Source organism: Streptacidiphilus sp. ASG 303 (assembly GCF_020991365.1).
Taxonomy (GTDB): domain Bacteria; phylum Actinomycetota; class Actinomycetes; order Streptomycetales; family Streptomycetaceae; genus Peterkaempfera.
Genome location: NZ_JAJLRA010000005.1, coordinates 95,048 through 122,044, shown reverse-complemented (window position 1 = coordinate 122,044; position 26,997 = coordinate 95,048). Strand labels below are relative to the sequence as shown.

The 26,997-nt window shown below is 76.9% G+C and carries 21 protein-coding genes; 8 read left to right on the top strand and 13 right to left on the bottom strand.

The genetic code is table 11. From position 1 onward, the window contains the following. Positions 1–96 precede the first annotated feature (96 nt). Both LO771_RS09295 and LO771_RS09290 read left to right on the top strand, forming a co-directional pair. The gene (locus LO771_RS09295; protein WP_230649706.1) at positions 97–2,649 is read left to right on the top strand and encodes an ATP-binding protein; all 2,553 of its coding nucleotides are present in this window, start codon (positions 97–99) and stop codon (positions 2,647–2,649) included. A gap of 145 nt (positions 2,650–2,794) precedes the next feature. After that, positions 2,795–3,478, top strand: coding sequence for a response regulator (locus LO771_RS09290; RefSeq protein ID WP_230649704.1), 684 nt, complete (start codon positions 2,795–2,797; stop codon positions 3,476–3,478). Here the strand turns inward: LO771_RS09290 and LO771_RS09285 are convergent. The 6 genes from LO771_RS09285 to LO771_RS09260 all read right to left on the bottom strand — a co-directional run bounded on the left by LO771_RS09285 (position 3,441) and on the right by LO771_RS09260 (position 11,179). Further along, positions 3,441–6,155, bottom strand: a complete 2,715-nt coding sequence (locus tag LO771_RS09285; protein WP_230649703.1) for an ATP-binding protein — start codon at positions 6,153–6,155, stop codon at positions 3,441–3,443. The two genes, LO771_RS09290 and LO771_RS09285, sit on opposite strands and share 38 nt — an antisense overlap. 152 nt (positions 6,156–6,307) lie before the next feature. After that, entirely contained in the window at positions 6,308–6,937 is a 630-nt protein-coding gene (gene kdpC, locus LO771_RS09280; RefSeq protein ID WP_230649701.1) for a potassium-transporting ATPase subunit KdpC, read from the bottom strand. A gap of 66 nt (positions 6,938–7,003) precedes the next feature. Next, positions 7,004–9,169, bottom strand: coding sequence for a potassium-transporting ATPase subunit KdpB (gene kdpB, locus LO771_RS09275; protein ID WP_230649700.1), 2,166 nt, complete (start codon positions 9,167–9,169; stop codon positions 7,004–7,006). Positions 9,170–9,172: 3 nt separating this feature from the next. Then, positions 9,173–10,831, bottom strand: a complete 1,659-nt coding sequence (gene kdpA, locus LO771_RS09270) for a potassium-transporting ATPase subunit KdpA (RefSeq protein ID WP_230649699.1) — start codon at positions 10,829–10,831, stop codon at positions 9,173–9,175. Further along, complete coding sequence (kdpF, locus tag LO771_RS09265) at positions 10,831–10,920, bottom strand: K(+)-transporting ATPase subunit F (RefSeq protein ID WP_230649698.1); 90 nt, start codon at positions 10,918–10,920, stop codon at positions 10,831–10,833. The genes kdpA and kdpF overlap by 1 nt, the downstream gene beginning before the upstream one ends. 55 nt (positions 10,921–10,975) lie before the next feature. After that, a complete protein-coding gene (locus tag LO771_RS09260; RefSeq protein ID WP_230649696.1) occupies positions 10,976–11,179 on the bottom strand; it encodes a hypothetical protein in 204 nt (67 codons plus the stop codon). Positions 11,180–11,519: 340 nt separating this feature from the next. Between LO771_RS09260 and LO771_RS09255 the strand changes: the two genes are divergently transcribed. Further along, positions 11,520–12,071 (top strand): universal stress protein, encoded by a 552-nt coding sequence (locus LO771_RS09255; RefSeq protein ID WP_230649694.1) that lies wholly within the window; start codon positions 11,520–11,522, stop codon positions 12,069–12,071. Positions 12,072–12,261: 190 nt separating this feature from the next. Beyond that, a complete protein-coding gene (locus LO771_RS09250; RefSeq protein WP_230649693.1) occupies positions 12,262–12,732 on the top strand; it encodes a hypothetical protein in 471 nt (156 codons plus the stop codon). A 93-nt stretch (positions 12,733–12,825) separates the two neighbouring features. Here LO771_RS09250 and LO771_RS09245 read toward each other — a convergent pair whose 3' ends face one another. From LO771_RS09245 to LO771_RS09235, 3 genes are all read right to left on the bottom strand, one after another. Beyond that, positions 12,826–14,793, bottom strand: a complete 1,968-nt coding sequence (locus LO771_RS09245) for an amino acid transporter (RefSeq protein ID WP_230649692.1) — start codon at positions 14,791–14,793, stop codon at positions 12,826–12,828. Between the two features lie 334 nt (positions 14,794–15,127). Then, the gene (locus LO771_RS09240; protein WP_230649690.1) at positions 15,128–16,504 is read right to left on the bottom strand and encodes a deoxyribodipyrimidine photo-lyase; all 1,377 of its coding nucleotides are present in this window, start codon (positions 16,502–16,504) and stop codon (positions 15,128–15,130) included. 192 nt (positions 16,505–16,696) lie between these two features. Beyond that, positions 16,697–16,987 (bottom strand): hypothetical protein, encoded by a 291-nt coding sequence (locus LO771_RS09235; protein ID WP_230649688.1) that lies wholly within the window; start codon positions 16,985–16,987, stop codon positions 16,697–16,699. Between the two features lie 280 nt (positions 16,988–17,267). On the opposite strand from LO771_RS09235, the gene LO771_RS09230 reads away from it, so the two are divergent. The 3 genes from LO771_RS09230 to LO771_RS09220 are packed head-to-tail and all read left to right on the top strand — an operon-like array spanning position 17,268 to position 20,775. Further along, positions 17,268–18,527 (top strand): PP2C family protein-serine/threonine phosphatase, encoded by a 1,260-nt coding sequence (locus LO771_RS09230; RefSeq protein WP_230649686.1) that lies wholly within the window; start codon positions 17,268–17,270, stop codon positions 18,525–18,527. Further along, on the top strand, positions 18,524–20,338 hold the full coding sequence (locus LO771_RS09225; protein ID WP_230649685.1) for a CHASE3 domain-containing protein: 1,815 nt from the start codon (positions 18,524–18,526) through the stop codon (positions 20,336–20,338). The genes LO771_RS09230 and LO771_RS09225 overlap by 4 nt, the downstream gene beginning before the upstream one ends. Next, on the top strand, positions 20,335–20,775 hold the full coding sequence (locus LO771_RS09220; protein WP_230649683.1) for a response regulator: 441 nt from the start codon (positions 20,335–20,337) through the stop codon (positions 20,773–20,775). Before LO771_RS09225 ends, LO771_RS09220 begins: the two co-directional genes overlap by 4 nt. A 78-nt stretch (positions 20,776–20,853) precedes the next feature. Here the strand turns inward: LO771_RS09220 and LO771_RS09215 are convergent, their stop codons facing one another. Next, the gene (locus LO771_RS09215) at positions 20,854–22,029 is read right to left on the bottom strand and encodes an exo-alpha-sialidase (RefSeq protein WP_230649681.1); all 1,176 of its coding nucleotides are present in this window, start codon (positions 22,027–22,029) and stop codon (positions 20,854–20,856) included. A 165-nt stretch (positions 22,030–22,194) separates the two neighbouring features. On the opposite strand from LO771_RS09215, the gene LO771_RS09210 reads away from it, so the two are divergent. Continuing rightward, entirely contained in the window at positions 22,195–23,628 is a 1,434-nt protein-coding gene (locus LO771_RS09210; RefSeq protein ID WP_230649679.1) for an NAD(P)/FAD-dependent oxidoreductase, read from the top strand. Here LO771_RS09210 and LO771_RS09205 read toward each other — a convergent pair. From LO771_RS09205 to LO771_RS09195, 3 genes are all read right to left on the bottom strand, one after another. Continuing rightward, a complete protein-coding gene (locus LO771_RS09205) occupies positions 23,616–24,491 on the bottom strand; it encodes a DedA family protein (RefSeq protein WP_230649677.1) in 876 nt (291 codons plus the stop codon). The genes LO771_RS09210 and LO771_RS09205 overlap by 13 nt on opposite strands. Before the next feature lie 149 nt (positions 24,492–24,640). Beyond that, positions 24,641–25,777 carry an acyl-CoA dehydrogenase family protein gene (locus LO771_RS09200; RefSeq protein ID WP_230649675.1) on the bottom strand — a complete coding sequence of 379 codons (1,137 nt, stop codon included), beginning with the start codon at positions 25,775–25,777 and terminating at the stop codon, positions 24,641–24,643. Further along, on the bottom strand, positions 25,774–26,997 hold the full coding sequence (locus tag LO771_RS09195) for an acyl-CoA dehydrogenase family protein (RefSeq protein ID WP_230649674.1): 1,224 nt from the start codon (positions 26,995–26,997) through the stop codon (positions 25,774–25,776). The genes LO771_RS09200 and LO771_RS09195 overlap by 4 nt, the downstream gene beginning before the upstream one ends.

Genomic DNA, 26,997 nt, shown 5'->3' with positions numbered 1-26,997 from the left:
CGCGGACCGGCCGCCGCCCGGACGGCCGTACGCTCGGCGGGGCGGCCCCGGACCGCGGAGGGCGCGGGCAGGCCGCCCGTGCGGAGAATGGTGGTCATGGCGCGCGGCAGGTTGAGGATCCTCCTCGGGGCGGCCCCCGGGGTGGGCAAGACCTACGCCATGCTCGCCGAGGCCCACCGCCGCGCCTCCCGCGGCACCGACGTCGTCGTCGGCTTCGCCGAGGACCACGGCCGGGCCCGCACCGCCGAGCTGCTGGAGGGCCTGGAGGTCGTGCCGCGGCGCCGGACGGAGTACCGGGGCACCGTCCTCACCGAGATGGACCTCGACGCGGTCCTGGCCCGGCGCCCCCGCGTCGCCCTGGTCGACGAGCTCGCCCACACCAACGCCCCCGGCGGCCGCCACGCCAAGCGCTGGCAGGACGTCGAGGAGCTCCTCGCGGCCGGCATCGACGTGGTCTCCACCGTCAACGTCCAGCACCTGGAGTCGCTCGGCGACGTCGTCGAGGGCATCACCGGCGTCCGGCAGCGCGAGACCGTCCCCGACGAGGTGGTCCGCCGCGCCGACCAGATCGAACTGGTCGACATGGCCCCCGAGGCGCTGCGCCGCCGCATCGCCCACGGCAACGTCTACGCCCCCGACCGGGTCGACGCCGCCCTCTCCCACTACTTCCGGCCCGGCAACCTCACCGCGCTGCGCGAACTCGCCCTGCTGTGGACCGCCGACCGCGTCGACGAGTACCTCCAGCGCTACCGCACCGAGCACGGCATCGAGGCGACCTGGCCGGCGCGCGAGCGGATCGTCGTCGGGCTCACCGGCGGACCGGAGGGCGCCACCCTGCTGCGCCGGGCCGCCCGGATCGCCGCCCGCGGCTCCGGCAGCGAACTGCTCGCCGTCCACGTCCGCCGCTCCGACGGCCTCGCCGGCCCCCCGCCGGAGCACCTGGCCGCCCAGCGGCAGCTGGTGGAGGACCTCGGCGGGACCTTCCACACCGTGGCCGGGGGCGACACCGCCACCGCCCTGCTCGACTTCGCCCGCGGCGTCAACGCCACCCAGGTCGTGCTGGGATCCAGCCGCCGCGGCACCCTGCAGTCCCTCCTCGGCCCCGGCGTCGGCGCCACCGTCGCGCGGGAGTCCGGCGACATCGACGTCCACATCGTCACCCACGAGCACGCCGCCCGCGGCCGCCCCGCCCTCCCCGGGCGGCTGCCGGTCAAGCTCGGCCGCGTCCGCGCCGTCTCCGGCTGGCTCCTGGGCTGCGGCGGGCCGCTGCTGCTCACCCTGCTGCTCACCCGCGTCACCGGGGACCCGGGACTCCCCACCGCCCTGCTGCTCTTCCTCACCCTCACCGTCGGCGCCGCCCTGGTCGGCGGGGTGTTCCCGGCGATCGCCGCGGCCGTCCTCAGCTCACTGCTGCTCAACTGGTTCTTCACCCCGCCCGCCCACACCCTCACCGTCTCCGACCCGAAGAACCTCCTGGCGCTGCTGGTCTTCGTCGGGGTGGGCACGGCCGTCGCCTCCGTCGTCGACCTCGCCGCGCGGCGCGCCCAGCAGGCCGCCCGCAGCCGCGCCGAGGCGGAGGCCCTGGGCCGCCTGGCGGGCGCCGTCCTGCGCGGCGAGGACAGCCTTGCGGCGCTGCTCCAGCGGGTCCGGGAGGACTTCCAGGTCGAGTCCGCCGCCCTGCTGGAGCGGACCGGCGACCGCGGCCCCTGGCACCGCACGGCCTCGGCCGGACCCGACCCCGCGGGGCGGCCCGAGGACGCCGCGACGGAGGTCCCGGTGGGCGACCGCCTCTCGCTGGCGCTCGGCGGCCGGGTCCTGCCCGCCGACGACCGCCGCCTGCTGGGCGCGTACGCCGCCCAGGCCGTGGCCCTCCTGGAGCGCCGCCGCCTCGCCGAGCAGGCCGCCGGCGCCCGCCGCCTCGCCGAGGGCAACCGCATCCGCACCGCGCTGCTCGCCGCCGTCTCCCACGACCTGCGCACCCCCCTCGCCGGGATCAAGGCCGCCGTCACCTCGCTGCGCTCGCAGGAGGTGCGGTGGAGCCCCGAGGACGAGGCCGAGCTGCTCGCCGGCATCGAGGACGGCGCCGACCGGCTCGACCACCTCATCGGCAACCTCCTCGACATGAGCCGCCTCCAGACCGGCACGGTCGCCCCGCTGCTGCGCGAGGTCGACCTCGACGAGGTGGTCCCGGTGGCGCTGGGCGGCGTCCCCGCCGACGCGGTGCGCCTGGAGGTCGGCGAGGACCTGCCGATGGTCCTCGCCGACGCCGGCCTGCTGGAGCGGGCCGTCGCCAACGTGGTGGAGAACGCCGTCAAGTACAGCCCGCCCGGGACCCCGGTGGTCGTCCGCGCCGACGCCCTGCGCCTGCCGGGCGGCGACCGGGTGGAGCTGCGGGTCGCCGACCGCGGGCCGGGGGTGCCGGACGACGCCAAGGACCGGATCTTCGAGCCCTTCCAGCGGTACGGGGACGCTCCGCGCGGCAGCGGCGTCGGCCTGGGCCTCGCGGTGGCCCGCGGCTTCGTGGAGGCCATGGGCGGGCGGCTGACGGCCGAGGACACCCCCGGCGGCGGGATGACCATGGTGGTCGCCCTGCCCGCGGCGGTCGGCGCCGCCGCGGGCGTGCCGCCCTCCCCCGAGGAGGCCGCGTGACGTGCCCCCGGCCCCGGCCCCGCCCCCGGCCGCCGCGGGCCGCGCCGCCCCCCGGCGGCATCCGGACCCGTACCGGCATTCCGGCCCGTACCGGCATCCGGACCCGTACCGGCATCCAGACCCGTACCGAAAGGCAGCGCACCCCATGACCCGGGTCCTCGTGGTGGACGACGAACCCCAGCTCGTCCGCGCCCTGGTGATCAACCTCAAGGCCCGCGGCTACGAGGTGGACGCCGCCCCCGACGGGACGGGCGCCCTGAAGCTCGCCGCGGCCCGCCACCCCGACGTGGTCCTCCTCGACCTCGGCCTGCCCGACATGGACGGCGCCGACGTCATCCGCGGCCTGCGCGGCTGGACCCGGGTCCCCGTCATCGTCCTCTCCGCCCGCCACGCCTCCGACGAGAAGGTGCAGGCCCTGGACGCCGGCGCCGACGACTACGTCACCAAGCCCTTCGGCATGGACGAGCTCCTCGCCCGCCTGCGCGCCGCCGTCCGCCGCGCCGAGCCCGCCGCCGGGCCCGGCGAGGGCGCCGTCGTGGTCACCGACGCCTTCACCGTCGACCTCGCCGCCAAGAAGGTCCGGCGCGCCGACGCCGACGTGCGCCTCACCCCCACCGAGTGGCACCTGCTGGAGGTGCTGGTCCGCAACCGCGGCCGGCTGGTCACCCAGACCCAGCTCCTCCAGGAGGTCTGGGGCCCCGCCTACCGCACGGAGACCAACTACCTGCGGGTCTACATGGCCCAGCTGCGCCGCAAGCTGGAGGCCGACCCGTCCCGCCCCCGGCACTTCATCACCGAGCCCGGGATGGGCTACCGCTTCGAGGCGTAGCCGCCGGTCCGGCCCCGGGCGCCGCGTCGCCGGCGGGCGCGGCGCCCGACGGGGACGGCGCCGCGGGGAGGGTGAGGACGAGGGTCGCGCCGCCGCCGGGGGTGTCCTCCACGCCGAGGGAGCCGCCCATGGCCTCGGCGAGGCCGCGGGAGAGGGCGAGGCCCAGGCCGGTGCCGGTGGTGTTGTCCGTGTCGCCCAGGCGCTGGAAGGGCTGGAAGACCCGGTCGCGGTCCTCCGCCGGGATGCCGGGGCCCCGGTCGATGACCCGCAGTTCGACGCGGTCGCCCAGGGCGCCCGCGGTGACGGTGACCGGCCGGCCGGGGGTGTTGTGGCGGGCGGCGTTGGCGGCGAGGTTCGCGAGGATGCGCTCCAGGAGCGGCGGGTCGGCGAGGACGGGCGGGGCCGCGCCGAGCCCGTCGCCCGCGACCGCCGGCTGCGGGGCGGGCAGGCTGTCCACGGCCCGGGAGAGGGCCTCGCCCAGGTCCGTCGCCTCCAGGTGCAGGGTGAGGGCCCCGGCCTGGAGGCGGCTCATGTCGAGGAGGTTGTCGACCAGCCGCGCCAGCTTGGCGAGGGAGTCCTCGGCGGTGGCGAGCAGCTCGGCCTCGTCCTCGGGCGGGAAGTGCACGTCGGGGCTGCGCAGCGAGCCGACGGAGGCGAGGGCGGCGGCCAGCGGGGTCCGCAGGTCGTGGCTGACGGCGGCCAGCAGGGCGGTGCGCATGCGGTCGGCGGCCCGGATGGGCTCGACCTCGGCAGCGGCGCGGGCGAGGCGCTCGCGGTCCAGGGCGGCCGCGGCGTGGGCGGCGAAGGCGGCGAGGACGCGCTGGTCCGAGGCGGGCAGCCGGCGGCCGGTGAGGACGAGGACGGCGTCGTCGCCGACCGGGACCTCGGTGACCGGCGCGTCCGCCGCGGGGGAGCCCCCCGCGTGCCGGGCTGCCGCGGAGCCGTCCCCGGCCGGTGCCGGAGCCGGTGCCTGCGCTGCCGCCGGCGTCCGGGCCGGGTGCGCGGCCGGGACGGGGGCGTCGCTGCGGGCGACGGCCCCGCCGGTGCCGTCGGGGCCGCGGCGCAGCAGCGCGGCGCTCGCCATGCCGAAGGCGACCCGGGAGCGCTCCAGGAGGGCGGGCACGGTGTCGGCGCCCCGCAGGACGCTCCCGGCCAGGTCGGAGAGGGTCTCGGCCTCGGCGGTGGCGCGGGCGGCGCGCGCGGTCTGCCGGGCCGCGCGGTCCACGACCGCCGCCACGGCGAGCGCCACGCAGGCGAAGACGCCGAGCGCCAGGACGTTGTTGGGCTCGGCGATGGTGAAGCGGCCCACCGGGGGGATGAAGTAGTAGTTCAGGAGCAGCGAGGCGGTGAGCGAGGCGAGCAGCGCGGAGGCGACGCCGCCGAGCAGGGCGACCCCGACCACGGCGAGCTGGAAGAGCAGGGCGACGCTGGTGAGGTTGACCTCCTCGCGCAGGTGGGTGAGGACCAGGGTCAGCAGCCAGGGCAGTGCCAGCCCGGAGGCGAAGCCCGCGGCCGAGCGGGGCCGGGAGTGGCGGCGGCCCAGCGGCGGCAGCCGGCCGTGGCCCGCCTCCTCGTGGGTGACCATGTGGACGTCGATGTCGGCGGAGAGGTCGACGGTGGTCTCGCCGATGCCGCGGCCGGTGAGGAAGCGGGTGAGGCGGCCCCGGCGGCTGGTGCCGAGCACCAGCTGCGTGGCGTCCTGGGCGCGGGCGAAGTCCAGCAGCGCGGTTGGCACGTCGTCGCCGACGACCACGTGGTAGGTGCCGCCCAGGGACTCCACGAGCTGCCGCTGCCCGGCGAGGGCGGCGTGGGAGGCCCCGGCCAGGCCGTCGCTGCGGGCGACGTGGACGGCCATGACCTCGCCGCCCGCCGTGCGGTCGGCGATGCGGGCGGCCCGGCGGACCAGCGTGGCGCCCTCGGGGCCGCCGGTGAGGGCGACCACGACCCGTTCCCGGGTCTCCCACACCTTCCCTATGCCGTGGGCGGCGCGGTAGTCGCGCAGGCCCTCGTCGACCCGGCCGGCCACCCACAGGAGGGCGAGTTCGCGCAGCGCGGTGAGGTTGCCGACCCGGAAGTAGTTCGAGAGCGCGGCGTCCACCTTCTCGGCGGCGTAGACGTTGCCGTGGGCCATCCGGCGGCGCAGCGCCTCGGGGGCCATGTCGACCAGCTCGATCTGGTCGGCGCGGCGGACGACCTCGTCGGGGACGGTCTCGCGCTGCGGCACCCCGGTGATCTTCTCGACGACGTCGTTGAGGGACTCCAGGTGCTGGACGTTGACGGTGGAGACCACGTCGATGCCGGCCGCGAGGAGCTCCTCGACGTCCTGCCAGCGCTTGGCGTGGCGGCCGCCGGGGACGTTGGTGTGGGCGAGCTCGTCGACCAGGGCGACGCGGGGGCGCCGGGCCAGGACCGCGTCGGTGTCCAGTTCGGTGAACTCCGCGCCGCGGTGGGTGCGGACGGCCCGGGGCACGACCTCCAGGCCCTCCAGCATGCCCTCGGTGCGGGCCCGGCCGTGGCACTCCACGTAGGCGACGACGACGTCGGTGCCGCGGTCGGCGCGGCGGCGGGCCTCGTCCAGCATGCGGTAGGTCTTGCCGACCCCGGGGGCGGCCCCCAGGTACACCCGCAGGCGGCCGGGCCGGCGGCTGCCGGGGTACGGGTCCTGGTTGCGCGTCACCGTCGCGCTCCTCCTCCGTGGGGCGGGGGCGGTCCGTGGGGCGGGACCGGTCCGTGGGGCGGGGTCGTCCCACGGGGTGCGGCCGGCCCGCCGGCGGGGGCGTCCCCGCGCGGCCGGGCCGGCCGGTGGTCACGGCGTGTGCCGGCCGTGCGTCACCTCAGGGCGTCGAGCGCCCGGTTGAGCTCCAGGACGTTGACGCGCTCCTGGCCGAGGAAGCCGGCGACCGGCCCCTGCACGTGCCGCTCGACCAGGGCGGCGACGGCGGCCCGGTCCAGCCCCCGCACCCGCGCGACCCGGGCGACCTGCTCCCGGGCGTAGGCGGGGGAGATGTGCGGGTCGAGGCCGGAGCCGGAGGCGGTCACCGCGTCGGCGGGGACCTGCGAGGGCGCGACGCCGTCGAAGGCGGCGACGGCGGCCCGGCGCTCCCTCACGGCCCTGACCAGGTCCTCGCTGTTCGGACCGAGGTTGGAGGCGCCGGTGGCGGTCGGGTCGTAGCCGCCCGCGGACGGGCGGGGCTGGAACCAGCGGGGGTCCGGCCGCGCCGGCTCGTCGGCGTCGCCCGGGTCCTTCTTCGGCAGGTCGAAGCCCTGGCCGATCAGGCTGGAGCCGACGACCTTCCCGTGCGACTCCACCAGGGAGCCGTTCGCCTGCCGGGGGAAGGCGGCCTGGCCGACGCCGGTGAGCAGCAGCGGGTAGGCGAGGCCGAGGAGGACGGTCATGACGAGCAGCATGCGCAGCGCCGTCAGGTGCGTGCGGAGTGCTGCGGGGAGAGGGGTTGCCATGGTGGCTTCTTCCGTTCTCTCCGGGGCCCGGACCTCTCCGGGCCCCGGATCTCTTCGGGCCTCGGGTCAGCGGAGCCCGGGGACGAACTGGACGACGAGGTCGATGAGCTTGATGCCGGCGAACGGCAGGACGAGCCCGCCGAGCCCGTAGACCCACAGGTTGCGGCGGAGCAGGGAGGCCGCCGAGGACGGCCGGTAGCGCACGCCGCGCAGCGCCAGCGGGATCAGCACCACGATGATCAGGGCGTTGAAGACGATCGCCGAGGTGATCGCCGACTGCGGGCTGTGCAGCTGCATGACGTTGAGCCGGTCCAGGCCCGGGTAGACCGCGGCGAACATCGCGGGGATGATCGCGAAGTACTTCGCGACGTCGTTGGCGATGGAGAAGGTGGTCAGCGCGCCGCGGGTGATCAGGAGCTGCTTGCCGATCTCGACGATCTCGATCAGCTTGGTGGGGTTGGAGTCCAGGTCCACCATGTTGCCGGCCTCCTTGGCCGCCATGGTGCCGGTGTTCATGGCCACGCCCACGTCGGCCTGGGCCAGCGCCGGGGCGTCGTTGGTGCCGTCGCCGGTCATGGCGACCAGCTTGCCCCCGGCCTGCTCCTGCTTGATCAGGGCCATCTTGTCCTCGGGGGTGGCCTCGGCGAGGAAGTCGTCGACGCCCGCCTCCTCCGCGATGGCCCGTGCCGTCAGCGGGTTGTCGCCCGTGATCATCACGGTGCGGATGCCCATCCGGCGCAGCTCCTCGAAGCGCTCCCGGATGCCGTGCTTGACCACGTCCTTGAGGTGGATGACGCCCAGCACGCGCGGCGCGGCGTCGCCCTCGCGGGAGGCGACGACCAGCGGGGTGCCGCCGGAGGCGGAGATCCGCTCCACCAGCTCCCCGACGTCCGCACCGACCGTGCCGCCGTTGTCGGACACCCACGCGGAGACCGCCCCGGCGGCGCCCTTGCGGACGCTGCGCACCGTCCCGTCCTCGTCCAGGTCGACGCCGGACATGCGGGTCTGCGCGGTGAAGGGCACCCACACGGCGTGGCCGAGCTCGCCCTGCTGCCGGGCCCGCAGCCCGTACTTCTCCTTGGCGAGCACGACGACGGAGCGGCCCTCGGGGGTCTCGTCGGCGAGCGAGGAGAGCTGGGCGGCGTCCGCCAGCTCCCCGGTGGCGGTGCCCGCGGCCGGGAGGAACTCGGCCGCCTGCCGGTTGCCCAGGGTGATGGTGCCGGTCTTGTCCAGCAGCAGGGTGTTGACGTCGCCCGCGGCCTCCACGGCGCGGCCCGACATGGCGAGCACGTTGCGCTGCACCAGGCGGTCCATGCCGGCGATGCCGATCGCGGAGAGCAGCGCGCCGATGGTGGTCGGGATGAGCGCCACGGTCAGCGCGGTCAGGACGACGAGCGTCTGCGGGGCGCCCGCGTAGGCCGCCATGGGCTGCAGGGTGACGACCGCCAGCAGGAAGACGACGGTGAGGGACGCCAGCAGGATGTTGAGGGCGATCTCGTTGGGGGTCTTCTGCCGGGCCGCGCCCTCGACGAGGGCGATCATCCGGTCGATGAAGGTCTTGCCGGGCTCGGAGGTGATCCGCACGACGATCCGGTCGGAGAGCACCTTCGTGCCGCCGGTGACGGCCGAGCGGTCGCCGCCGGACTCGCGGATGACCGGTGCGGACTCGCCGGTGATGGCGGACTCGTCGACGCTGGCCACGCCCTCGACGACGTCGCCGTCGCCGGGGATGGTCTGGCCCGCCTCGACGACCACCGTGTCGCCCAGCCGCAGCGCGGTGGCGGACACCTCCTCCTCGGCGGCGCCGGTGCGCCCGGGGGCCCAGTCGACCAGGCGGCGGGCGGTGGTGTCGGTCCTGGTGCGGCGCAGGGTGTCGGCCTGCGCCTTGCCGCGGCCCTCGGCCACGGCCTCGGCCAGGTTGGCGAAGACCACGGTGAGCCAGAGCCAGGCGGCTATCGACCAGGAGAAGACGCTCGGGTCGGCGACCGCCGAGCCGGTGGTGAGCACCGAGCCGACCTCGACGACGAACATCACCGGGTTCCTCACCATCACCCGGGGGTCGAGCTTGCGCAGGGCGCCGGGGAGGGCGGCGAGGAGCTGTCCGGGCTCCAGCAGGCCGCCGGAGACCCGGTGCGGCCCGGAGTCCCGGCCGGGGGTCCCGGCCGGCTGCGGCACCGGCCCGAGGGTGGCGGCGCCGGCGGGGCCCGCCTCGGTGGGGGTGGGGGACGGCATGGCTCACAGACCTTCCGCGATCGGCCCCAGCGCGAGCGCCGGGAAGTAGGTGAGGCCCACGACGATCAGGACGACGCCGGTCAGCAGGCCCACGAACAGGGGCTTGTGGGTGGGCAGGGTGCCCTCGGTGGCCGGGACGGGCTGCTGGCGCGCCAGTGAGCCGGCGAGCGCCAGGACGAACACCATCGGGAGGAAGCGGCCGACGAGCATGGCCAGGCCGAGCGCGGTGTTCCACCAGGGGGTGCTGACCGTGATGCCCGCGAAGGCGGAGCCGTTGTTGTTGGCCGCCGAGGTGAAGGCGTACAGCACCTCGGAGAAGCCGTGCGGCCCGCTGTTGAGCATGTCCGCCCGCTCGCCCGGCAGTGCCATCGCCAGGCCGGTACCGACCAGCACGACCGCGGGGGTGGTGAGGATGTACAGCGAGGCGAACTTCATCTCCCGGGCGCCGAGCTTCTTGCCCAGGTACTCGGGGGTGCGGCCCACCATCAGGCCGGCCACGAAGACCGCCACGACCGCGAGGACCAGCATGCCGTACAGGCCGGAGCCCACGCCGCCGGGCGCGATCTCGCCCAGCATCATGTTGAAGATCGTCACGCCGCCGCCGAAGGGCGTGTACGAGTCGTGGAAGGAGTTCACCGCGCCGGTGGAGGTGAGCGTCGTGGACGCCGCGAACAGCGCCGATGCCGCGATCCCGAACCGCTGCTCCTTGCCCTCCGTGGCCGCGCCCGCCGCCTGGGCGGCCGCGCCGTGGTGCTGCGCCTCGAAGAAGGTGACCAGCGCCACGGAGGCGACCCAGAAGACCGCCATCACGGAGAGGATCGCGTAGCCCTGGCGGTTGTCCCCGACCATCCGGCCGAAGGTGCGCGGCAGCGCCACCGGGATCAGCAGGATGAGGAAGACCTCCAGCCAGTTCGTGAAGCCGTTGGGGTTCTCGAAGGGGTGGGCGGAGTTGGCGTTGTAGAAGCCGCCGCCGTTGGTGCCCAGCTCCTTGATGACCTCCTGCGAGGCCACCGGCCCGCCGGTGATCGACTGGCTGCCGCCGACGAGGGTGTGCACGTCGGTGAGGCCGTGGAGGTTCTGGACCGCGCCCGCGGCCACGAGGACCAGGCCGAGGACGACCGCCAGCGGCAGCAGCAGGCGCAGCACGACCCGGGTGAGGTCCACCCAGAAGTTGCCGACCCGGTCGGTGCGGCTGCGGGTGAAGCCCCGGATGAGGGCGGCCACGACGGCGATGCCCACCGCGGCGGAGACGAAGTTCTGCACCGCCAGGCCGGCCATCTGCACCAGGTGGCCCATGGTCGACTCGCCCGAGTACGACTGCCAGTTGGTGTTGGTCACGAAGGAGACGGCGGTGTTGAACGCCATGTCCGCCTTGACGGCGGGGAAGCCGAGGCTGAGCAGCAGGTGGTTCTGCACCCGCTGGAGGACGTAGAGGAAGACGACCGAGACCGCCGAGAAGGCGAGGACGCTGCGCAGGTACACCGGCCAGCGCTGGTCGGCGTCGCCGTCCACGCCGGTCAGCCGGTACAGGGCGCGCTCGGCCCTCAGGTGCCTCGGCGAGGTGAACAGGTGCGCGATCCAGTCGCCCAGCGGGCGGTAGCAGGCGGCCAGCGCGCCCACCAGGACGCTCACCTGGAGCCAGCCGGCCAGGGTGGGGCTCATCAGAACTTCTCCGGGTGGATCAGGGCCAGCACCAGGTAGCCGACCAGCACGACGGCGACGACCAGACCGACGACGTTCTCGACACTCATCGCTTCACTCCGGCACGGGCGGCGGACGGTTGGCGTGTGCAGGGGGGCAGGGCGCTCACAGGCGCTCCACCCCCCGCGCGATCAGGGCGAGGACGGCGAAGACGACGACCGTGACGCCGATGAGGACGACGTCGAGCATGGGATCACCCGGGGTTTTCGGGAGTGGGGGACCGGGCGTGGCCCGGTGCCGGTGCACGACCGGCCATGGAGCAGGAAACAACCTGCTCAGGGGCGCGGCGGCCGCCTTGACGCCGCCCATACGGCCCCTTCGCGGGCCTTGACGCCTTCCTGACGCCGCGCGCCCGGCGGCCCGGTCCCGGGGCCGCTCCTCCCGGGGGCCGCTCCTCCCGGGTCCGGCGGTGCGGCGCGGTGCGGTGCGCCGTGGTGCCGGATCAGGGTCCCGTCAGGAGGCGGCCGCCGCCCGTCAGGACGGTGTCAAGGGCGGCCGGGACCTGGCTGCGGACCCGGTTGCATGGCAGGGGGCGGCCCGCGGGGCCGTCCCGCCGTACGGCCCCGCCACGGGCGTGCGGCCCGCCCGCACCCCGGGCGCACGCGCGGGGGCTGCGGGCGCAGGACGACGAGGACAGGAGCGGTGAGCGGTGGACGAGGGCGGCGGTCGACGCGTCGTGGTCGGGGTCAGCGGTTCCCTGGGCAGCCTGGCGGCGCTGCACCGGGCGGTGGGCGAGGCCCGGCGCACCGGCGCCGAGGTCCTGGCGGTCCTGGCCTGGGAGCCCCCCGGCGGGGAGTTCGGCTACCGCCGCTTCCCGTGCCCGCCGCTGCTCGGCGAGTGCCGCCGGCTGGCCCGGGAGCGGCTGCGCGCCGCGCTGGACGCCGCGCTCGGCGGCGCCGACCCCGGGGTGCGGGTGCTCTCCTGGGCCGTGCGCGGCCGCGCCGGCGAGGTCCTGGTGCGCACCGCGGACCGGGACGCCGACCTGCTGGTCGTCGGCACCGGTCCGCGCGGTGTGCCGGCGCGGGCCCTGCGCCCCTCCCCGGCCCGGTACTGCCTGACACACGCCTCCTGCCCGGTGCTGGCCGTGCCGCCGTCCCCGCTCCGGCGCGACCTGGAGGCGCTGCACCGCCGCAGCGCCCGCCGGCTGCGCCTTCCCCCGGACGGACCAGTGGCGGGGGCCGGCCGGCCGTCGCGCGGGTGAGGCGCCCCGGCCCCGGGCCGGGCGTCAAGGACGCGTCAGGATCCGGGCCCCCGCCGCTCGGGGCGCGTCAACGGGCCCTGCCGTCCGTGCCCCCGGGTGGTGGTCTGGAGGTGCGCGCCGCGTGTGCTCCGGACGGGTCCGGACCGGACGCGGCGCCCGGCAGAAGGTCCGACGAGCGAGGGAGGCGGCCGTGTCCGTCCTCAGGGGTCCCCTGTACTACGCCCGGCCGGGCGGGCGGCGCCTGCGGCCGGCCGCGGGCCGGCTGACCGTGCCCGTCTCCGGCGCCGCGGCCGCCGTCGGCGCGGCCGCGCTGTGCCTCGTCCTCGCCGCCGCCGGCCAGGACCGGGCCTCCTGGCTGTCCCTGGCCCTCCTCGCCGGCGTGGCCGCCGCCGTGGGGGCCTTCTCCCGGCCCTGGGCGGCCCCGGTGGTCGCCGTCGCCTGCTGGCTGTTCTACGACGGCTTCGTCGCCCACCGGTACGGCGGCCTGGGCTGGGCCGGCCCGGGGGTCGAGCTGCCGCGCCTGGCCGTGCCGGCGGCGGCCGCGCTGCTGGCCTCCCTGCCGGGCTCGCTGCCCCGCCGCCGCGTCCGGGCCGCCGTCGTGCACCTGCCGTCCTCCCCCGGGGGGACCGCCGCCCGGGGGAGGGCCCGGGTGCGCGGCTGAGCGGTGCGGACGGGCCACCCGGCGGGCGGTCCACCGGACGGTGGACCGCCCGCCGGGCGGACCACCGCAGCCCGGGCGGGGGATTCGGGGGGCTCAGCCCACGTGGACGCGGGGGCGGCGGGCCCGGTCGCACTCGGCCTCGCGCAGCACCTCGCGGGTGACCGGGGCGACCTCGCCCTGGCCGAAGAGGAGGAACCGCAGGAACTGGGCGAACGGGCCGCCCTCGGTCCACTCGAAGTAGACGTGCGGGATCACCCCGGTGACGTCCCGCACGTGCAGCAGCAGCGCGGCGATGGCGTTGGGGATCGCGGCGCCCTCCAGGGTGAGCACCCGGTACTTCCCGTGCAGCACCTCGCCGTGCACCCGCACCTCGGTCTCGAAGTCCGAGGGGTCGCGGACGGTGACCTCGACGAGGACCAGGTCGTCCTCGGCCGGGAGGTCGTTGTCGGCGCGCACCTGCCGCAGCTTGTCCCGGTACTCGGCCGCGTCGCGCACCCCGGGCTCGTTGGCGACGAACCGGATGCGGCGGTGGGCGGCGTCGCGGACGAACCGCTCCGCCATCGCGTCCAGCTGCAGGCCGGTGACCCGCAGCTCGAAGGCGCGGGAGAGCCGGGAGAGCAGCGACACCAGGATGATGCCCGCGATGAAGCAGGCGCCGATCTTGACGCCGTCGGGCCGCTCCACCACGTTGGCGCCGGTCGTGTACAGGAAGACCAGCGAGATCGCGCCGAAGACGGCCGTCCAGCCGCGCTGGCGGGCGCGCCGGGCCGCGATGGTCACCGCGATCGCGGCGGAGGTGATGAGCACCAGCACGCCGGTGGCGTACGCGCCGCCCTGGGCGTCCACGTCGGCCTTGAAGAGCCAGGTGACCAGGAAGGCGATGAGGGTGAAGACCATCACCATCGGGCGCACCGCCCGCGCCCAGTGCGGGGCCATACCGTAGCGGGGGAGGTAGCGGGGCATGAGGTTGAGCAGGCCCGCCATGGCGGAGGCGCCGGCGAACCACAGGATGGCGATGGTCGAGACGTCGTAGACCGTGCCGAACCCGGAGCCCAGGTACTCGTGGGCCAGGTAGGCCAGGGCGCGTCCGTTCGCCGCCCCGCCCGGCTGGAACTCCTTCTGCGGGATGAGCAGGGTGGTGATGATGCTGCTGGTGATCAGGAAGCAGCTCATGATGACCGCGGCCGTGGTCAGCAGCTTGCGCGCGCCCTGGATCCGGCCGGTCGGGCGCTCCTCGGTGTCATCGGGCGCCCCCTCGATGTGGGGCATGACGGCCACGCCGGTCTCGAAGCCGGACAGGCCCAGCGCCAGCTTGGGGAAGACCAGCAGGGCGACCCCGACCATGGCGACCGGGTTGCCGTGCTGGGCGGTGAGCGCGTGCGACCAGTCGGTGACCAGGTGCGGCGACCCGCCGACGTGCCACAGGCCGACCGCGACGACCACCACGTTCAGCGCCAGGTAGACGCCGACCAGGACGACGGCGACGCCGATCGCCTCGGTGAAGCCCTTGAGGAAGACGGCGCCGAGCAGCGCCACCAGCACCAGGGTGATGACGACCTCGTGGCCCTGGAAGGTGCTGGTCAGGTGCGGGTTCTCCACCAGGTGGGCGGTGGCGTCGGCGGCCGAGAGGGTGATGGTGATGAGGAAGTCGGTCGCCGCGAAGCCCAGGAGGGCCAGGACGAACAGCTTGCCCTGCCAGAACGAGAGCAGCCGCTCCAGCATCGCGATCGAGCCCTCGCCGTGCGGGCTCTCGTGCGCCACCCGCCGGTACACCGGCAGTGCGCCGCAGAGCGTCACCACGACCAGGACCACCGTGGCCAGCGGGGAGAGCAGGCCGGCCGCCAGGGCGGCGATGCCGGGCTGGTAGCCCAGGGTGGAGAAGTAGTCCAGGCCGGTGAGGCACATGACCCGCCACCAGCGCTGCCCGGCGTGCCCGGCCTGCGGCGCGGCGTGCGGGCCGGACTGCTGCCCGGCCCGGTCGGACAGCCCCTCCAGCAGCCAGGCGCGGAAGCGGCCCCCGGCTGTCCGGCCCTGCTGCGAGGGGACGGTGGTGGACACCATGGACTCCTGTCGTACCGGCTGACGATATGACCGCCCGGGTGGACGGCCAGGCGAGCGTACGAGAAACCGTCACCGCAGACGGGGAGCGCGCGGGTGCCGTCCCGGCGCCGGGCGCGGGCCAACGGGCCGGTGGGGCGGGCATCCCCGGCACGTGCGGCGGTGTGCACCGCGGCCCCGCATCTTGACGCGACCTTAACGCCCCGGGCGCGGCGGTGCCGGGTGCGGCGGCCCGGGGCGGGCCGCCACCGCCGGGCCGCCGGGGCGGGCCGGGGGTTCCCCACCCGGCCCGCCCCGCCGTACGGCCCCGGCCGCCGCCCGTCCCGGACCGGCCCTCCTACGGCTCCAGGCCCCGCCCGCGCCGGAAGCGCTCCCCGACCGCCCCCGGGTCCACGACCGGCGCCGGATAGCCCAGTTGCTCCCGCCGGGAGCGCGGCAGCCGCCACGGCTCGTGCACCGCAGCCCCCTCCACGCCCGCCAGCTCCGGCACCCAGCGGCGGACGTAGTCCCCCCGCGGGTCGAAGCGCTTGGCCTGCACCAGCGGGTTGAGGACCCGGTTGGGCCGGGTGTCGGTGCCGGTGCCGGCCACCCACTGCCAGTTGAGCTGGTTGTTGGCCATGTCCCCGTCGACCAGCAGGTGCAGGAAGTGTGCGGCGCCGAGCCGCCAGTCCGCGTACAGGGTCTTGGTGAGGAAGCTCGCGGTCAGCAGCCGGGCCCGGTTGTGCATCCAGCCCTCGTGGGCGAGCTGCCGCATGCCCGCGTCGACCACCGGGAAGCCGGTGCGGCCCTCCCGCCAGGCCGCCACCTCCCGCGCGTCCGCCTCCCACGCGTCGCCGCGCGGCCGGTAGTCGGCGGACGCGGCGCCGGGGCGGGCCGCCAGCACCTGGTGGTGGAAGTCGCGCCAGGCCAGCTGCCGCACGAACGACTCCGCGCCGACGCTGCCCTCGGCACCCGCGCCCCGCACCGCCTCGGTCGCCGACAGGCAGCCGAAGTGCAGGTAGGGGCTGAGCCGCGAGGTGGCGTCGCCCGCCAGCTCGTCGCGCCGGTCCTCGTAGGCCGCCACCGGGCCCGACACCCACGCGTCCCAGCGCCGGCGCGCCTCGGTCTCCCCGCCGCGCGGCAGGCCCGGGGAGGGCTCCCCGCCGCCGGCCTTCGCCAGGGCGGCGCGGACGTCGGCCAGGGGCTCGCCGCGGACCCCCTCCGGGACCGCCACCCGGTGCGGCGGGTCCAGGACCTCGCGCCGGGCCGCGGCCTCCCAGCGCCGCAGGTAGGGGGTGAAGACCGCGAAGTGGTCCTTGCCCGCGGGCACCGCGGCGCCGGGGGCGACGACGGTCACCACCGCGTCGTGGACCCGCAGCCGGCCGCCGAGCGCCTCCCGCAGGCGGTCCTCGCGCCGCTGGGCGTGGCGGCTGACCCCGGACGCGACGTGCACGGTGTCCGCCCCGGTCTCCGCGGCCAGCTCCGCCGCCACCCTGGCCGGGTCGCCGCGCCGGACCACCAGCCGGCCGCCGAGGTCCCGCAGGGAGGCGTCGAGGTCCTCCAGGGAGTCGGCGAGGAAGGCCGCGCGGTTGGGGGCGGTGAAGCCGGAGGCGAGGACGGCGTCGTCCAGGACGAACAGCGGCACCACCCGGTCCGCGTCGTCGAGCGCGGCACGCAGCACCGGCTGGTCGTGGACGCGCAGGTCGGAGGTGAAGAGGGCGATCGAAACGGGCATACCTCAACGGTGGCGCGGCGGCCGGGGCCGCGTCGCGGTGACACGCCGCGCGGACGGCGCGGGACCCGGGGCGCCGCCCCGGGTCCCGCCGTCCTGTCCCGTCCTGTCCTGTACCGTCCTGCTCCGGCCTGTCCGCGCCCGGCCCGCCCGGCCCGGCCCGGCCGGCCCGTTGCCGTCGCGGCCGCCGCGGTCCTACCCGGAGGTGCGCTGCGGGCGCTCGGGCCGGGCCGGCAGCCCCTGCGAGCGGCGCAGGCCCTCGTCGACGTCGGCCTGCGGGTCCCAGAGCATCTCCACGACCCGGTCCTCCCAGGCGTCGAGGTCGCCGGCGACCAGGTCCGCCTTCTGCTCCGGGGTGCCGGCGGAGTGGTCCGTGATCAGGGGGTGGTCGAGCAGGACACCGATGGCGTAGTCGCGGGGGGCGGAGCCGTTCTGGACGGCCCTGCCCCAGAAGGCGAGGGCTTCGACGTAGGGCACGAAGGTCATCGCTGTCTCCGATCGCGAGGGGTGGGCTGCCGCCCCCCGGTGGGGCTCCCCGAAGGGGTTGTGACGAGCATCCCCCCCGGGCTGTAAGGATGGCGTAGGGAAATGCAACAAAGCAGGTCAAAAGGGGTGCGGCTCCTGTTCCGGAGCGCCACCGGCCCGCTCCCCGCCGCCGTTGCGGCCGGTGAAACCGCCTGTACGTGCCCTCGGGCAAGTACCCTTCCCCTGGTTGTGTGCTGCCCGGTGTCGCCGTGCGCGCAGGCGGGTGGTCGAAGGGAAGAGGATGGCTGAGGCCCTGGAAGGGGTGCCGGCGCCGCGCAGGAACGCGGACGCGGTGCTGAGCGGGACGCTGGAGGCGTCCCGCTCCGCGTGGCCGGGGGACCCGGTCGCGCTGCTGCTGGTGGAGGACGACCCGGGCGACGCCCTCCTCGTCGAGGAGCTGCTCGCCGACAGCGGCATCTCCGCCGCCCTCTCCTGGGCCCGCTCCCTCGCGGACGCCCGCCGCGTCCTGGCCGAGCAGGGCGTCCCCGGCTGCATCCTGCTGGACCTGCACCTGCCCGACGCCCACGGCCTGGACGCGGTCACCCAGCTCCTCGCGGCCGCCCCCGGGGCCGCCGTGGTCGTCCTCACCGGGCTCGCCGAGGAGGCCTCCGGCCTCGCCGCGGTCGCCGCCGGCGCCCAGGACTACCTGGTCAAGGGGCAGCTGGAGCCGCAGCTCTTCGGCCGCGCCGTCCGCTACGCCGCCCAGCGCAAGCAGGTCGAGCAGGCCGCCGCCGCCCTCCAGGTGGAGCGGGTGCGCGCCCAGGAGAACTCCCGCCTGGAGCGCGGCCTGCTGCCGGTGCCGCTGCTGCGCGGCGACGGCTTCGAGGTCGTGTCCCGCTACCGCCCCGGCCGCGCCCAGGCGCTGCTCGGCGGCGACTTCTACGACGTGGTGGAGACCGCCGACGGCACGGTGCACGCCGTCGTCGGCGACGTCTCGGGCCACGGACCGGCGGAGGCCGCCCTCGGCGTCTGCCTCCGGGTGGCGTGGCGCTCCTTCGTCCTGGCCGGCAGCTCCGGGTCGACCCTCATGGAGCTGCTGGAGCAGATCCTGGTGGCCGAGCGCGACGGCGAGCAGCTCTTCGCGACCCTGACCAGCCTCTCCTTCACCCCCGACCGCCGCCGGGTGCGGGTGGTGCGCGCCGGCCACCCGGGCATGCTGCAGCGCGTCGGCGGCGACGTGGAGTGGGTGGAGCCGCCCGGCGGACCCGCCCTCGGCCTCCTGCCCGGCCTGGCACACTGGCCGCAGGAGGAGCTGCCCCTGCCGCCCGGCGCCGGGCTGGCGCTCTTCACGGACGGCCTCTTCGAGGGGCACACCGGCCGCGGCCGCGAGCGGCTGGGGGAGCGTGGCCTGCTGGCGCTGGCCCGCAAGGCCGCCGGCCTGGCGTCCGACCTGTTCGTCGACACCCTCATCAGCGACGCCGAGGCCGCGGCCGCCGGACACGGCGGCCTGGCCGACGACGTCGCCCTCGTCCACCTCGGATGGAAGCAGACCGACTCATGAGCCCCGCGCCGCCCGCCTCCCGCCGCACCCTGACCGGCCGGCTGACCGTGCAGGGCTGGTTCAACCTCGTCCTGGCCCTGATGGGCGTGCTGGTCGTGGTCGCCGCCGTGGTCGGCTCCCAGCTCCTGTCCCGCACCGCCGACGTCTCCGACCACCTCCAGGGCGAGGTGCTGCCCTCCCGCACCCAGGCCTACCGCCTGCAGGCGGCCCTGGCCGACCAGGAGACCGGCGTGCGGGGCTACGTCATCAGCCGCGACCCGCGCTTCCTGGACCCGTACACCCGCGGCCTGGCCGAGGCCGCCGACGCCGGGCGCCTGCTGCGCACGATGACCGCCGGCAGCCCCGCGGCCGCCGCCGACCTGGACCGGGTCGAGCAGGCCGCCGCCTCCTGGCGCCGCGACTTCGCCGAGCCGCTGATCGACAGGACCCGCGCGGGCGAGCGGCCCGGCGACGACAGCACCCTGCTGGACCGGAGCAAGCGGTCCTTCGACCAGGTGCGTACGGCCTTCACCGACCAGGACCGGCACCTGGTCCAGGAGCGGGACCGCGCCCGCGCCGAGCTCAAGCGCATCCGCACCATGCGCGACGGGGTCCTCGGCGCCATGGTCGGCGGCTTCCTGGTCACCTGCGCGGGCCTCGCGGTGCTGCTCCAGATGATCGTCGGACGCCCGCTGCGGGCCCTGGGCGCCGACTCCCGCAAGGTGGCCGCCGGGCAGTTCGGCCACCGGATCACCGAGGACGGCCCCGCCGACCTGCGGCTCCTCGCCGCCGACGTGGAGGCCATGCGCGACCGCATCGTGGAGGAGCTGGAGTCCTCCCAGGCCAAGCGGGAGACCCTCGCCCGGCAGGCCGCCGACCTCGACGCGCAGGCCGTCGAGCTGCGCCGCTCCAACGCCGAACTGGAGCAGTTCGCCTACGTCGCCTCGCACGACCTCCAGGAGCCGCTGCGGAAGGTCGCCTCCTTCTGCCAGCTGCTGGAGAAGCGCTACGGCGACAAGCTGGACGAGCGCGGCACCCAGTACATCGGCTTCGCGGTGGACGGCGCCAAGCGCATGCAGGTCCTCATCAACGACCTGCTCACCTTCTCCCGCGTGGGGCGGCTCAACGACGCCCGGCTCCCCGTCGAGCTGGACCGCACCCTCGACAAGGCGCTCGCCAACCTCGCCGCCGCCGTCGAGGAGAGCGGCGCCGTGGTCGAGCGGCCCGACGCCCTCCCGGAGATCACCGGCGACCCCATGCTGCTCGCCATGCTCTGGCAGAACCTGGTCGGCAACGCCGTGAAGTTCCGCGACCCGTCGCGCCCGCCCGTGGTCCGGATCGAGGCCCGTCCGGACGAGGAGGAGGGCTGGCACTTCTCGGTCACCGACAACGGCATCGGCATCCCCGGGCAGTTCGCGGAGAAGGTCTTCGTGATCTTCCAGCGGCTGCACGGGCGCGACGCCTACACCGGCACCGGCATCGGCCTGGCCCTCTGCAAGAAGATCGTCGAGCACCACGGCGGCCGGATCTGGCTGGACACCGACCGCGCCGAGGGTGCGAGCATCCACTTCACGCTGCCGGCCGCGCAGGCGGACACCGCCGCGGACGGGGACGCCGCGGCCCCCGGCTCCGACGCCGCCGCGGCCCCCGGCTCCGACGCCGCCGCGTCCGTCCCCCGGCCCGCGACCGCCGCCGACCGCACCGCTGCCGCCTCCGCCGCCGAGGCCGCCCCCGCCGCCGAGACCACCTCCCGCCCCGCGACCGCCTCCAGCACCGAGACCGAGGCTCACGCCGAGGCCGAGGCCGCCTCCACCGAAGGAGCCCCCGCATGAGCACCCCCGCAGCCCCGATCGAGGTCCTGCTGGTCGAGGACGACCCGGGTGACGAGCTGATGACCCGGGAGGCGTTCGAGGACAACAAGATCGGCAACACCCTGCACGTGGTGCGGGACGGCGAGGAGGCCCTCGACTTCCTCTACCGCCGGGGCGCCCACACCGACGCCCCCCGGCCGGACCTGATCCTGCTCGACCTCAACCTGCCCAAGTACGACGGCCGGCAGGTGCTGGAGCGCATCAAGTCCGACCCGGACCTCGCGCTCATCCCGGTCGTGGTGCTCACCACCTCCGCCGCCGAGGAGGACATCCTGCGCAGCTACAAGCTGCACGCCAACGCCTACGTCACCAAGCCGGTCGACCTGGACCAGTTCATCGCCGCCGTCCGCCAGATCGACGAGTTCTTCGTCCAGGTGGTCCGCCTGCCGCGCCGCTGAGCCGCCCGCCGCCGGCCCGGCCGGGGAGGGTCCGCCCGGGGAGGGGCCGCCCGCCCCTCCCCGGTCCGCCCCGGCCGCTCACCACCCCGCTCCGCAGCCCACCGGGACCAGCCGGAAGGCGATCCGCTCGTACGGGCCGCCGCCGCCCGTCTCGTACAGCACCCCCACGACCCCCGGCGCCACCTCGGCCAGGTCCGAGTACGCCGCCGGGCCGTCCGTGAGCCGGGCCTCCGTGTTCCAGCCGAGACCGCCGTCGGTGCTGCGCCGCACGGCCATGCCCCGCCGCCGGGCCGGGTCGTCCGGCGCCGCGAGCAGCAGGGGAAGGCAGGGCGCGCCGCGCACCTGGAGCAGCGACCCCTGCACCACCGGCGCCGCGAGCCCCGGCAGCGGCCGGAAGGGCGCCGTGAACGACTCCCCGCCGTCCTCGCTGCGGGTGAAGGCCCGGGTCGCCGGGGTCCGCCCGTACTGGTCGCGGGTGTTGAGGTAGAGGCTGCCGTCGGGGAGTTCGGCGACGGCCGTCTCGTCCGGGTTCAGCTCCCCGTCGTCGTGGTCGTCGACCGCGCCGATCCGCCAGTGGCGCCCGCCGTCGTCGCTGAGCAGCAGGTGTGCGCCGTGCAGGCTGCCGCCGTCGGTGTGGTCGGCCGCGACCGCCATGCGGCCGGAGCGCAGCTCCACGCCGTGGCCGGGGCCCGTCGCGTACCAGCGCCAGCCGGGCCGCTTCACGTCGGCGGTGATCTCCACCGGCTCCGTCCAGGAGGCGCCGCCGTCGGGGCTCGACTGCAGCCACACCCGCCGGTCGCGCGCGCCCGCGCGGCCGCCGTGCTGGCGGGTCGTCAGCAGCACGACGCGCCCCGTCCCCCGGTCCACCACGGGCGCCGGGTTGCCGACGGTGTCCGGGCCGTCGTCCGCGACCACCCGCAGCGGCCCCCAGCTGCAGCCGCCGTCGAGGGAGCGCCGCGCCACCACGTCGATGTCCCCGTCGTCGGCCGGGCCGTCGCGGCGGCCCTCGGCGAACGCCACCAGCACCCCCCGCGTCCACGCCAGGGCCGGGATGCGGAACACCGCGTAGCCGTCCTCGCCGGAGGCGAATGGGACGGAGCCGGTGCAGCCCGCGGCCGGTGCGGCCCGCACCGCCGGGGCGTCGGGAACCGGCCGGACGCCGTGGTCCGCGGGGACCCCGGATCCCGCCGGGGCGCCGCAGAGCACGGCGGAGAGGGCGGCGGCCGGCAGGACCGCCGCGGTCGGGATGCGCACCCCCGAAGGATGCGCCGCACCGCCCCCGCCCACACCGCCCGGTCCGCCGATCGGGTGCGCCCCGCGCGAGCCCCCCTCGGGCCGCCGGTTCGGCCCCCGCCGCCCGGGGGAAGGGATGGCAGCGGGTCCGCACCGGGTCCGCCGGCAGCACGAAGGGGAGCACGCATGGGCGCGTCCGACACGTACGACGTCGTGGTCATCGGGGCCGGACCGGTGGGCGAGAACGTCGCCGACCGGGCCCGCGCCGCCGGGCTGACCACCGCCGTCGTGGAGAGCGAGCTCGTCGGCGGCGAGTGCTCCTACTGGGCCTGCATGCCCAGCAAGGCGCTGCTGCGCCCCGCCGCCGCCCTCGCCGACGCCCGCCGCGTCGCCGGCGCCCGCGAGGCCGTGACGGGGGAGCTGGACGCCGCCGCCGTCCTCGCCCGCCGCGACGGCTTCACCTCCCACTGGCACGACGACGGCCAGGCCGACTGGGTCAAGGGCATCGGCGCCGACCTGGTCCGCGGCCACGGGCGGCTCGACGGCCCCCGCCGGGTCCTCGTCGACACCGCCGAGGGCGGGCGGCTGGTGCTCACGGCCCGTCACGCCGTCGCCGTCTGCACCGGCACCCGCGCCGCCGTCCCCGACCTGCCCGGCATCGCCGAGGCCCGGCCCTGGACCAGCCGGGAGGCCACCGGCTCGCACACCGTCCCCGGCCGCCTCGCCGTGGTCGGCGGCGGCGTCGTCGCCGTGGAGATGGCCACCGCCTGGCGGGCCCTCGGCTCCGCCGTCACCCTGCTCGTCCGCGGCGGGCGCCTGCTGCCCCGCATGGAGCCCTTCGCCGGCGAGCTCGTCGCCGAGGGGCTCGCCCGCGCGGGCGTCGACGTCCGCACCGGCACCTCCGTCGCCGAACTGCACCGGCCCGGCGGCAGCGGCCCCGTGACGCTCGTCCTCGGGGGCGGGGAGCGGCTGGAGGCCGACGAGGTGCTCTTCGCGACCGGCCGCGCGCCCCGCACCGCCGACCTCGGCCTGGAGACCGTCGGCCTGGAGCCCGGCTCCTGGCTGGACGTCGACGACACCTGCCGGGTCCGCGGCGTGGAGGGCGGCTGGCTGTACGCGGTCGGCGACGCCAACCACCGCGCCCTGCTCACCCACCAGGGCAAGTACCAGGCGCGGATCGCGGGCGCCGCCATCGGCGAGCGCGCCGCCGGGCGGGAGCCCGACACCGCGCCCTGGGGCGCCCACGCGGCCACCGCCGACCACGCGGCCGTCCCGCAGGTGGTCTTCACCGATCCCGAGGCCGCCGCCGTGGGGCTCTCGGCGGCGGAGGCCGAGCGGGCCGGGCACCGCGTCCGCGCCGTCGACCAGGACCTCGGCGCGGTCGCCGGGGCGAGCCTGTACGCGGACGGCTACCGGGGGCGGGCCCGCATGGTCGTCGACGAGGACCGGGGCGTGCTGCTCGGCGTCACCTTCGTCGGGCCGGGCGTCGCCGAGCTGCTGCACTCGGCCACCGTGGCGGTGGCCGGGGAGGTGCCGCTGGACCGGCTGTGGCACGCGGTCCCGTCCTACCCGACCGTCAGCGAGGTGTGGCTGCGGCTGCTGGAGGCCTACCGGGGCTGAACCCGGCGCGGGTCCCGGGGGCCGCCCCCGGGACCCGCGCCGCCGCTCCCGGTGCCGCCCGTGCCGCCCGTCCTGCCCGTGCCGCCGGCCCGGCCGGCGCTCCCGCCGTCCTCACCGGCGTCGGCGCCCCCCGGAGCCCGCCGCCCGGCGTCCGGGCCCGCCGCGGTGCGGTCCGCCGCCGCGGCCGGGCCCCGGACGGGAGTCCTCCGCGGGCCGGGCCCGCCCGTACACCCCTCCTCCGGAGCGGGCCCCGCGGACTCCCTCCCGTCCCTGCCGCCCCGGTAGCGCCGCACCGCCAGGGCGGCGGCGCAGGCCGCGGCCAGCAGGACCAGCAGCGACCCGCCGACGGCGTGCGCCGCCCGGCTCCAGGCCGCGCCGGCGGCGTAGCCGAGCAGGGCCGAGCCCGTGCCCCAGACCAGCCCGGCGAGCGCGTCCACCAGCAGGAACCGCCCGTACGGCATCCGGGCCGCGCCCGCCAGCAGCGGCACGGCCGAGCGGACGAACGGGACCAGGCGCCCGGCGAAGACGGCGGCCGCGCCGTGCCGCTCCATCAGCCGCTCCGCCCGCCGCAGCCGCTCGCCGTTGCGGCCGCGCGGCGCGGCCTCCCGGAGCCGGCCGCCGGTCAGCCGGCCGACGAGGTACCCGGCGGAGTCCCCGGCGACGGCCGCCGCCGCGGCCACGGCGGCGACCGCGGCCACCGAGACCCGTCCGTGCTGCGCCAGCACCCCGCCGAGCACGACGGAGGTCTCGCCGGGCAGCAGGAACCCGAAGGGGACCGCCACCTCGCAGAAGACGAGCAGTGCCACCGCGCCGTAGGCCGGGGCCCCGGCCAGGTCGCCGAGCCACTGCGTGAGCTGCTGCATCCGCCGGTCCGCTCCTCGGGGTCCTCGGGGTTCCCCTCCAGCTTGACCGTGCCGGGGCGGTCCGGCGAGGGCGCGGACGGCCCCGGCGGGCCCCGGGACCGTGTCCGGGGCCCGCCGGGGCCGTGGGGTGCGGGTGCGGCGCCGGGGCGTCAGCCCGTGGGGGCGGGCAGGTCGGCGAGGACCGCGAGGGCGGCGCGGTGGCGGCCCGGGGTGCCCAGCGCGATCTGGTCGGCCTTCGCCCGCTTGAGGTACAGGTGGGCCGGGTGCTCCCAGGTCATGCCGATGCCGCCGTGCAGCTGCACGCACTCCTCGGCGGCGCGCACCGCCGCGTCGCCGCAGTACGCCTGCGCCACCGCGACGGCGAGCGGCGCGTCCTCCGCGCCCCGGGCCAGCGCGTCGGCGGCGCCCCGGGCGGCGGCCCGGGCCCCGGCCGCCTCCAGCCACAGGTCGGCCAGGCGGTGCTTGACGGCCTGGAAGGACCCGACCGGGCGGCCGAACTGGCGGCGCTCCTTCAGGTAGGCCGTCGTGGTGGCGAGGCACCACTCGGCGATGCCCAGCTGCTCGGAGGCGAGCAGCCCGGCGCCGGTGAGCAGGGCCCGCTCCACGGCGGCGGGGGCCTCCGCCGGACCGGCCAGGCGGCGGGCCGGCACGCCGTGCAGGGCGAGGTCGGCGAGCGGCCGGGTCAGGTCGAGGGAGGTCCGGGGCGCCACCGCGAGGCCGGCCGCGTCCGCCTCGACCGCGTACAGGCCGGGCCCGTCCGGGCCGGCGGCCGGGACCAGCAGCACGTCGGCGGCGGCCGCGTCGGCGACGGCGGCCACCCGGCCGGTGAGGGCGCCGGCGCCGTCGGCCCGCACCGTCTGCGGGAGGCCGGCCCACGGGAACCCCGTCCCGGGCGCGGCCGCCAGGGGGACGGCGAGGGCGGCGGTGCGCTCCCCGGCGGCGAGCTCCGCGAGCAGCTCCGCGCCGCCCGCGCAGGCGAGCAGGGCGGTGGTGGCCAGCACGGCGCTGCCGAGGAACGGGGTGGGCGCGGCGGCCCGGCCCAGCTCCTCCAGCACGACGGCGGTCTCGCGCAGCGTGGCGCCCGCCCCGCCGTGCTCCTCGGGCACCTGGAGCCCGGCGGCGCCCAGCTCGCGGGCGAGGGCGTGCCAGAGCTTCCCGTCGTACGGGGCGGGCCCCTCGGCGCGGGCGAGGACCGCCGCGGGCGGGCAGCGGTCCGCCAGCAGGGCGCGGACGCTCGCCCGCAGGTCCTCCTCGACCTCGGAGTAGAGCAGGTCGGGGGTGGTCATCGGGGGAGCTCCTTCCAGGGCACGTCCTTGTCGGTGCGCGGCTCGGCGGGCAGGCCCAGCACCCGCTCGGCGATGATGTTCCGCAGGATCTCCGAGGTGCCGCCCTCGATGGAGTTGCCCTTGGCGCGCAGGTACCGGTAGCCGGCGTCGCGGCCGAGGAAGTCGACGTGGTCCGGCCGGACCATGGTCCAGTCGCCGTAGCCGAGGCCCTCCTCGCCCAGCAGCTCCACCTCCAGGCCGCTGAGGTGCTGCGCGAGCCGCGCGAAGGCGAGCTTCATCGCGGCGCCCTCGGGGCCGGGCTGGCCCACCGCGAGCTGCTGGCGCAGCCGCTCGCCGGTGAGCCGGGCGACCTCGGCCTCGACCCAGCCGTGCAGCAGCCGCTGGTGCAGGTCGTGGGTGCGCAGCTCGGGCCGGTCGCGCCAGGTGGCGGCGACGGTGCCGATCATGCCGCCCTCGCGGGGCGTGCGCTGGCCGCCGATGGCGACGCGCTCGTTGTTGAGGGTGGTCTGGGCGACCCGCCAGCCGTCGCCGGCCTCGCCGATCCGGTGGGCGTCGGGGATGCGCACGCCGGTCAGGAAGACCTCGTTGAACTCGGCCTCGCCGGTGATCTGCCGCAGCGGCCGGACCTCGACGCCGGGGTCGGTCATGTCGCAGACGAAGTAGGTGATGCCGCGGTGCTTGGGCGCGTCCGGGTCGGTGCGGGCGACGAGGATGGCCCAGCGGGCGGTGTGGGCGCCGGAGGTCCACACCTTCTGGCCGTCGACGGTCCAGGTGTCCCCGTCGAGGACGGCCCGGGTGCCGAGCGCGGCCAGGTCCGAGCCGGCGCCGGGCTCGCTGAAGAGCTGGCACCAGGTCTCCTCGCCGGTCCACAGCGGCCGCAGGAAGCGGGCCTGCTGCTCGGGCGTGCCGAAGCGCAGGAGGGTGGGCGCGGCCATGCCGAGGCCGATGCCGTTGGCGCGGGGGTTGTTGTCGGGGGCGCCCGCGGCGGCGAGCTCCGCGTCGGCGACGGCCTGGAGCCCGCGGGGGGCGCCGAGGCCGCCGAGGCCCTCGGGGAAGTGCACCCAGGCCAGTCCGGCGTCGAAGCGGGCGCGGAGGAAGGCGGTGCGGTCGGCGGTGCCGTGGGCGTCGAGGAGGGCGCGGACGCGGCGGCGCACGTCCTCGGCGGTGACGGCGGGCCCGGTCCCCCCGGCGGGGGCCGTCCCCTTGGCTGTGGTCGTCAT

Excerpts from the sequence above, each read along its gene's own strand:
- LO771_RS09195 (WP_230649674.1), bottom strand. The coding sequence starts at position 26,997 with ATGACGACCACAGCCAAGGGGACGGCCCCCGCCGGGGGGACCGGGCCC.
- LO771_RS09260 (WP_230649696.1), bottom strand. The coding sequence starts at position 11,179 with ATGGGCGGCGTCAAGGCGGCCGCCGCGCCCCTGAGCAGGTTGTTTCCT.
- LO771_RS09295 (WP_230649706.1), top strand. The coding sequence starts at position 97 with ATGGCGCGCGGCAGGTTGAGGATCCTCCTCGGGGCGGCCCCCGGGGTG.
- LO771_RS09235 (WP_230649688.1), bottom strand. The coding sequence starts at position 16,987 with ATGACCTTCGTGCCCTACGTCGAAGCCCTCGCCTTCTGGGGCAGGGCC.
- LO771_RS09225 (WP_230649685.1), top strand. The coding sequence starts at position 18,524 with ATGAGCCCCGCGCCGCCCGCCTCCCGCCGCACCCTGACCGGCCGGCTG.
- LO771_RS09290 (WP_230649704.1), top strand. The coding sequence starts at position 2,795 with ATGACCCGGGTCCTCGTGGTGGACGACGAACCCCAGCTCGTCCGCGCC.
- LO771_RS09245 (WP_230649692.1), bottom strand. The coding sequence starts at position 14,793 with ATGGTGTCCACCACCGTCCCCTCGCAGCAGGGCCGGACAGCCGGGGGC.
- LO771_RS09210 (WP_230649679.1), top strand. The coding sequence starts at position 22,195 with ATGGGCGCGTCCGACACGTACGACGTCGTGGTCATCGGGGCCGGACCG.
- kdpB (WP_230649700.1), bottom strand. The coding sequence starts at position 9,169 with ATGCCGTCCCCCACCCCCACCGAGGCGGGCCCCGCCGGCGCCGCCACC.
- kdpA (WP_230649699.1), bottom strand. The coding sequence starts at position 10,831 with ATGAGCCCCACCCTGGCCGGCTGGCTCCAGGTGAGCGTCCTGGTGGGC.
- kdpF (WP_230649698.1), bottom strand. The coding sequence starts at position 10,920 with ATGAGTGTCGAGAACGTCGTCGGTCTGGTCGTCGCCGTCGTGCTGGTC.
- LO771_RS09240 (WP_230649690.1), bottom strand. The coding sequence starts at position 16,504 with ATGCCCGTTTCGATCGCCCTCTTCACCTCCGACCTGCGCGTCCACGAC.
- kdpC (WP_230649701.1), bottom strand. The coding sequence starts at position 6,937 with ATGGCAACCCCTCTCCCCGCAGCACTCCGCACGCACCTGACGGCGCTG.
- LO771_RS09200 (WP_230649675.1), bottom strand. The coding sequence starts at position 25,777 with ATGACCACCCCCGACCTGCTCTACTCCGAGGTCGAGGAGGACCTGCGG.
- LO771_RS09205 (WP_230649677.1), bottom strand. The coding sequence starts at position 24,491 with ATGCAGCAGCTCACGCAGTGGCTCGGCGACCTGGCCGGGGCCCCGGCC.
- LO771_RS09230 (WP_230649686.1), top strand. The coding sequence starts at position 17,268 with ATGGCTGAGGCCCTGGAAGGGGTGCCGGCGCCGCGCAGGAACGCGGAC.
- LO771_RS09220 (WP_230649683.1), top strand. The coding sequence starts at position 20,335 with ATGAGCACCCCCGCAGCCCCGATCGAGGTCCTGCTGGTCGAGGACGAC.